Origin of the sequence: Hymenobacter sp., from assembly GCF_036388155.1 — a bacterium.
GTDB lineage: Bacteria > Bacteroidota > Bacteroidia > Cytophagales > Hymenobacteraceae > Hymenobacter.
Window position 1 is genome coordinate 1 of record NZ_DASVSI010000089.1, and the last position, 5,565, is coordinate 5,565.

The following is a 5,565-nucleotide window of genomic DNA, read 5'->3' on the forward strand; positions in this document are numbered from 1 at the left end:
CTTGCTCGAGTTCTTTATCCACGGCAGCAGCCACGACACCGGCCGCCGCTTCGTGATGCCGGCCAGGGCCGGGCCCACCACCTGCTCGTTCACCGCGTGGCACTGCGCGCAGTTGTTCTTGAACAAGGCGTCCCCCGCCGCAATGGCCACCGCTTCTTCGGCTGAAACTGGCTTTCCCGCGCTTGCATTCACCACTGCTACAGTTGAATCCTGGGGGGCTACCGGCTGCTCCGTGTCAGCTGTAGTATCGTCGGCCGCGAAACCTGCGAGGCCCGCGGCGCTCATGAGGGTGAAAGCAAATAGCACGACTATCAATGCCATGCCTACCGAAAGGGCAAAACCAACCGAATTGAACCGCATGAGTACCGGGGCTTAGGTGGAATATAGTTGCGGCAAATTTACCATCCAAGCCCCCTGAGGCCATTTTTTTTGACTAAAAATCTCGACTCCCTCACCGCACGGCCCGCCCCTTCCACTGGTAGCCGCCGCGCCAGCCCGCGGCGCCCACGGCCAGCGCATACGGCGCATACAGCACCTGCAACGGCACCAGCCCCGCCAGCCACTTGCGCCGCCCCAAGAACCGCAGCACCGGCAGCAAAAACCAGGCATCGGCGCCTAGCTTAATTCCCCAGGCGGCAGGCACCCAGGGCCACAACTCCGGCCAGAGCAGCCCCGCTCCTAGCCCGGCCGCCAGGGCCACGTTGGCGCCCAGCACCAGCAGCGCCAAGCGGCGGGAAGCGGCGCTTTGGTAGTGGCGCCACTTGCTGGCCCAGCGCACGCGCTGCCGCAGCAGGGCCGCCAACGTGGTGGGCGCGGCGGTGCGCACGATGGCCGCGGCATCGGCCAGAAAATGGGCAGACCCGGGAAAAGCCCGGTGAATTTTGTGGAGCAGAAACTCGTCGTCGCCGCTGGCCAGGTGGGCGTTGTCGGCAAAGCCGCCCACGGCCTCGAACGCCCCACGGCGGTAGGCCAGGTTGGCGCCGTTGCACATGGTGGGCTGCTGCCGCGCCAGGCAGGCCCCGCCCACGCCCACCAAACCGGCAAACTCCAGCCCCATGAGTCCCTGGAAAAAAGTAGCAGGCCCCGTGAGCAGCACCGGCCCGCTGATGAAATTGGCCTGGGGCGTCCGCGCCACCTGCGCGGCGTAAGCAGCCAGCCAGCCCGGACCGAGGCGGCAATCGGCGTCGGTGCACACCAGCCAACGCGCTTGCGCCACCCGCAAGGCTTCGAGCAGCGCGGCTTTTTTGCCCGTTTGCGCAGCAGACAGCGTGACGAGGCGCAGCGAATAGTCGGTTCCCAGAGCGGCTTCACTCACCACGGCTGCGGTAGCATCGGTGGAGTGGTCGTCGGCGATGATGACTTCGAAATGAGCCGCTGGCAGGGTTTGCGCGGCCAGGTCTTGCAGGAGCAGCGGCAGCGCAGCGGCTTCGTTGCGGGCCGCAATGAGAACCGAGAACTTCAATGAAGACTGAGCAATGAGCAATGAGGAATTCTCGCTGTCTGCTTCAGCAGTCCTCTCTTTTAATTCTTCATTCTTACTTTTCCCTTCTTCATTAAACGCAGCGTCATTCCAGCCCCTGCGCAGCCACACCATGAACCCGGCGTAGAGCAAGGGCAGTGCCAGCAAGGCAATTCCGGCGGCCAGCATCAGCGCTCGGTGCGTGGTGAGCGCAGCACGCGCAGGCCGGGCACCAGCAGCAGGCCAGCCGCGCTGGGCAGGGCAATGTTCACCACCCACAAGCTCAGGCTGGCGCTGAGCACGGGCAAGGCCGGCTGCGCCAGCAAGCCAAACAAATGCGTGGCCGACAGCTCTCGCACGCCCACATCGGCCAGCGCGTTGAGCGACGGCACCAACGACTTGAACAGGAAAGTGCCCGCCACCGCCGCCAGCCCCGGCCCCAGCGGCGCCGTGACGCCGTAGGCCGTGAGCAGCAGCAAAAACTGCAGGCAAAACACCCCGTAGCGCAGCCCCGAGATGGCCAGCACCGCGTGCAGCGCCCGCGTTGGGTAGGTGGGCATGATGGCCAACGCCGGCCGAAACCGCCGCAACGGCCGCCACACGCCCAGCGCCGCCAGCAACAGCCGCGACCGGTACAACGGCACCAGCACCACCCCGCCAAGCAGCAGCCCGGAGGCCACCACTCCGGCTTCGGCCGCCGGGTAGCCATTCAGGTAAAATCTCAACACGAAATACAGCAGGCCGGCCAGTCCCGCCAGCACCGTGACTACCAGCTGGCAGTAGCGGCCCAGAAACACGGCCCCCAGCGCACTTACCCGGCGGCTTTTCAGCTCGATGATGCGGCCCGCGTAGTCGCCCACCCGGTTGGGCGTGGCGAAGCCCAGCGTGAGGCCCACCAGCACCGCCCGAAAGCTGCGCCCAAACGTGACCGGCTCCAGGTGCCGGGCCAGGCGGTACCATTTCCACGCCTCCAAGCCCCAGTTGACGGGCACCAGCGCCAATGCCGCCAGCACGGGGCCCCGGCCGGCCCCGCCCAGCGAAGTGGCCAGCAGCTGCCGCCACGCCGCGGCGGTATCGGGCGCCGCAAACACCGAATTATACAGCAGGCCGAGGGTGAGCAGCGTGACCAGAATCTTCCCCCAAAACACCAGCCGGCTCCATTTTTGACCTTGTGGACCTTTTCCGGGCGCGGGTTCGGTTATCGGGGCAGCGGCGACGGGCGAAGCCGTGTTTGCCTTTGCCGCCTCTTTGGCGTCGTAGCTTTGCAAAGGAAGCGCGCTGCCGGCTTCCTGCTTTCCACCGCCCTCGTTTTGCCCGCTCCGCTTCGTCCCCGCCCCGCTCCCGCCATCGAGCTGCTGCCCAAAATCATTATGGGCGTCGACCCCGGCACCCAAATCATGGGCTACGCCCTGATTGAGGTGCGGGGCCAGCGGGTCGACGTGCTGTGCTACGACGTTATCAATATGAAGGCGCTGGGGTCGAATCACGCCGTAAAGCTAAAGCGGATTTTCGACCGCATGCTCGAACTCATCGACGAGTACCTGCCCGACGAGCTGGCCATCGAAGCCCCGTTTTTTGGCGTCAACGTGCAGAGCATGTTGAAGTTGGGCCGGGCGCAGGGCGTGGCCATTGCCGCCGCCCTCAGCCGCCAGATTCCCTACGTGGAGTACGCCCCCACCAAGGTGAAGCAGTCCGTCACCGGCTCCGGCTCGGCCACCAAGGAGCAGGTGGCCCACATGCTGCGCCAGACCCTCACCCTGCCGCCCATCGCCGAAGCCAGCAAGTTCCTGGACGCCACCGATGCCCTGGCCGTGGCCCTGTGCCATCACTACATGAAGGGCAACAACGCCACCGTGAGCAGCGGCAAAAGCTGGGGCAAGTTCCTGGCCGAAAACCCGGAGCGGCTGGGGGCTAGTACGGGCACGGGCAAGAAGAAAGCGACTACAAAATCATAGGCCTAGGATAGAAATAGTTTTTTCAGATTTGTTCACTTAATAAGCAGCCACTCCCTTTATGGCTACTGCAGTTAAGTCATCGCCTCTAAGAATTTTTACTTGGTCAATGAGTTTTGTAAAACCTTCTTCGAAATTGGCAGTCTCACCAAACTCAGTCATCAGTTTAGTAAATACCGCTTTCCGAGCCTCATAAAAACCATCCGTGGCTAAAATAATTATCTCATGTGTTTGAATTGGTTTTACACTGATTTTGCACGAAATACTATTCTGTCCAATTACTTGAGTGAGAATAGGCTTATCAATTAATCGCATTCCTGCACTAGTCAAAACCTTCTCTCTTCTAACCATTGTATTGTCTACTGTGAGTTGTTCAAGCATGCCATTATAGAGACTGTAAATCCTTGAATCACCAATATTGGCATAATATATCTTCTCTGATAATTGGGAATAAACAACAACAGAGAGAGTCGAAGCCATTTTATGGCATATGCCTTCCGTCAGCGCGATTTGCTTATTTGTAAGTTGTATGCTTTCTAAGAGGCGGTTCTCTATGTCTCCCTTTTGAGAGATGTTTTTTTTAAAATGGTCAACTAATGTTTGGCAGGTTGTCGAGGAAGCTAACCAGTCACAGGGTTGTTGGCTAACTCCATCCCCAACAACAGCAATAAGTAGACCCTCATTTTCTAGCTGTTCAATTAAAAAACTGTCGCCGTTTTTCTCTTTTCCAAAATTGGATATTGTGTACCCTAAAACTTCATAGATTCCTTCCATTTGCAGAATTTTAGGCAGTTTATCAACACAAGATGAGTTTAAGTACACCAAAACAATGCTTAGCCCAGCAACGATTACACCAGCAATTCCCCCGCCGCATACGTCACCGCGTAGCCGCTGATGTCCACCCGGTCATCGCGCAGGCGGCACCATAGGTCCCCGCCGCGGGGCGAAACCTGGCGGGCGCGCAGCTCAGTTTTGCCCAGCTTGGCGGCCCAATATGGGATGAGCGTGCTATGGGCCGAGCCGGTGACGGGGTCCTCGGGCACGCCCACGCGGGGCGCAAAAAAGCGCGACACGAAATCGATACCATTGGTGCCGGGCGCGGTGGCAATGACGCCCACGTACTCCAGCGCCGCAATGCGGGCGTAGTCGGGGCGCAGGGCCTGCACTTCGGCCTCGGTGTTGAAGACAACCAGCAGGTCGCGGGCGGCCAGCACGTGCAGGGGCGTGGCGCGCAGGCCGTCGGCCAGGCCGGTGGGGTGCGCGGTCATTTCCTGCGGCGGGCGCGAGGGAAAATCTAGGGTAAGTCGGCCCGTTTCTTCGCGCTGCACCCGCAACGGGCCGCTTTGGCTGTGGAAGGTGACTTGCGGGTGCGCAAAGTCCAGGTGCGTGAACAGGACGTGGGCCGAAGCCAGGGTGGCGTGGCCGCACAAGTCAATTTCGACCATGGGCGTAAACCAGCGGATGTCGTACTCGGCCGGCGCATCGGGCCGGGGCACAATGAAAGCGGTTTCGGCCAGGTTGTTTTCGGCCGCGATGCGCTGCATCAACTCGGTGGGTAGAAAAGCGGCGAGGGGGCACACGCCGGCGGGATTGCCGCTGAAAGGCGTTTGAGCGAAGGCATCGACGTGGAAGTAGCGGGTCATGATAAGCGCGAGTGTTTGCAGCAAAACTTCCAGCCAAAGAAACACCAGAACCTGTCTGCTACGCGCAGCCGAAGAGACCTATTCCTGTTTCCACGGCGTGGGGAAGGCACCCCGGAGGTTGCAGCAACACCATTCAGCAGGGTGGCGCTTGGTGCCCGCTTTTCAGCATACTGCTTGGCAAGCCACTCCCGAACGAGGCGCAGGACGCGCTATTTGCTTTGGGGCGACGAGTACTTGACAATGTCAATTCCAATGCCGTTTGGGTCTTCAATGGCGAAGTGCCTGTCTCCCCAGGGCTCGTTCCGGATATCTATTCTGATGACCACTCCTTTCTTTTTCAAGTCATTGTACACTTTATCCACATCGTCCACTTCAATGGTCAGGTACATTCCTTGGCCTTGGAAGGGCTTGTGAAATAACGGCTGTTGACTTGGGTGGTTGGGGAGCAAAAAGCTGATTTCTGCTTCCTGATTGGGGGTGTGCAACAGCAGATAGAATTCGTTCTCGAAGG

The 5,565-nt window shown here is 60.2% G+C and carries 7 protein-coding genes; 1 reads left to right on the forward strand and 6 read right to left on the reverse strand.

Annotated features, from left to right (window positions below; all coding sequences use genetic code 11):
- The 3 genes from VF629_RS12415 to VF629_RS12425 form a co-directional block, all read right to left on the reverse strand.
- Positions 1-321: cytochrome c (locus VF629_RS12415; protein ID WP_331058805.1), on the reverse strand; the 321-nt coding region annotated here is incomplete at its 3' end.
- Positions 322-451: 130 nt separating this feature from the next.
- Complete coding sequence (locus VF629_RS12420; RefSeq protein WP_331058806.1) at positions 452-1,462, reverse strand: glycosyltransferase; 1,011 nt, start codon at positions 1,460-1,462, stop codon at positions 452-454.
- 185 nt (positions 1,463-1,647) lie between these two features.
- Positions 1,648-2,727, reverse strand: coding sequence for a lysylphosphatidylglycerol synthase transmembrane domain-containing protein (locus tag VF629_RS12425; protein ID WP_331058807.1), 1,080 nt, complete (start codon positions 2,725-2,727; stop codon positions 1,648-1,650).
- Positions 2,728-2,829: 102 nt separating this feature from the next.
- Between VF629_RS12425 and ruvC the strand changes: the two genes are divergently transcribed.
- Positions 2,830-3,414: a crossover junction endodeoxyribonuclease RuvC gene (gene ruvC / locus VF629_RS12430; protein WP_331058811.1), complete on the forward strand. Its 585-nt coding sequence runs from the start codon at positions 2,830-2,832 to the stop codon at positions 3,412-3,414.
- Positions 3,415-3,450: 36 nt separating this feature from the next.
- On the opposite strand, the gene VF629_RS12435 is transcribed toward ruvC, so the two are convergent.
- The 3 genes from VF629_RS12435 to VF629_RS12445 all read right to left on the reverse strand — a co-directional run.
- Positions 3,451-4,185, reverse strand: coding sequence for a PP2C family protein-serine/threonine phosphatase (locus tag VF629_RS12435; RefSeq protein WP_331058808.1), 735 nt, complete (start codon positions 4,183-4,185; stop codon positions 3,451-3,453).
- 74 nt (positions 4,186-4,259) lie between these two features.
- The gene (locus VF629_RS12440) at positions 4,260-5,054 is read right to left on the reverse strand and encodes a PhzF family phenazine biosynthesis protein (protein ID WP_331058809.1); all 795 of its coding nucleotides are present in this window, start codon (positions 5,052-5,054) and stop codon (positions 4,260-4,262) included.
- A 209-nt stretch (positions 5,055-5,263) separates the two neighbouring features.
- Positions 5,264-5,565: VOC family protein (locus VF629_RS12445; protein ID WP_331058810.1), on the reverse strand; the 302-nt coding region annotated here is incomplete at its 5' end.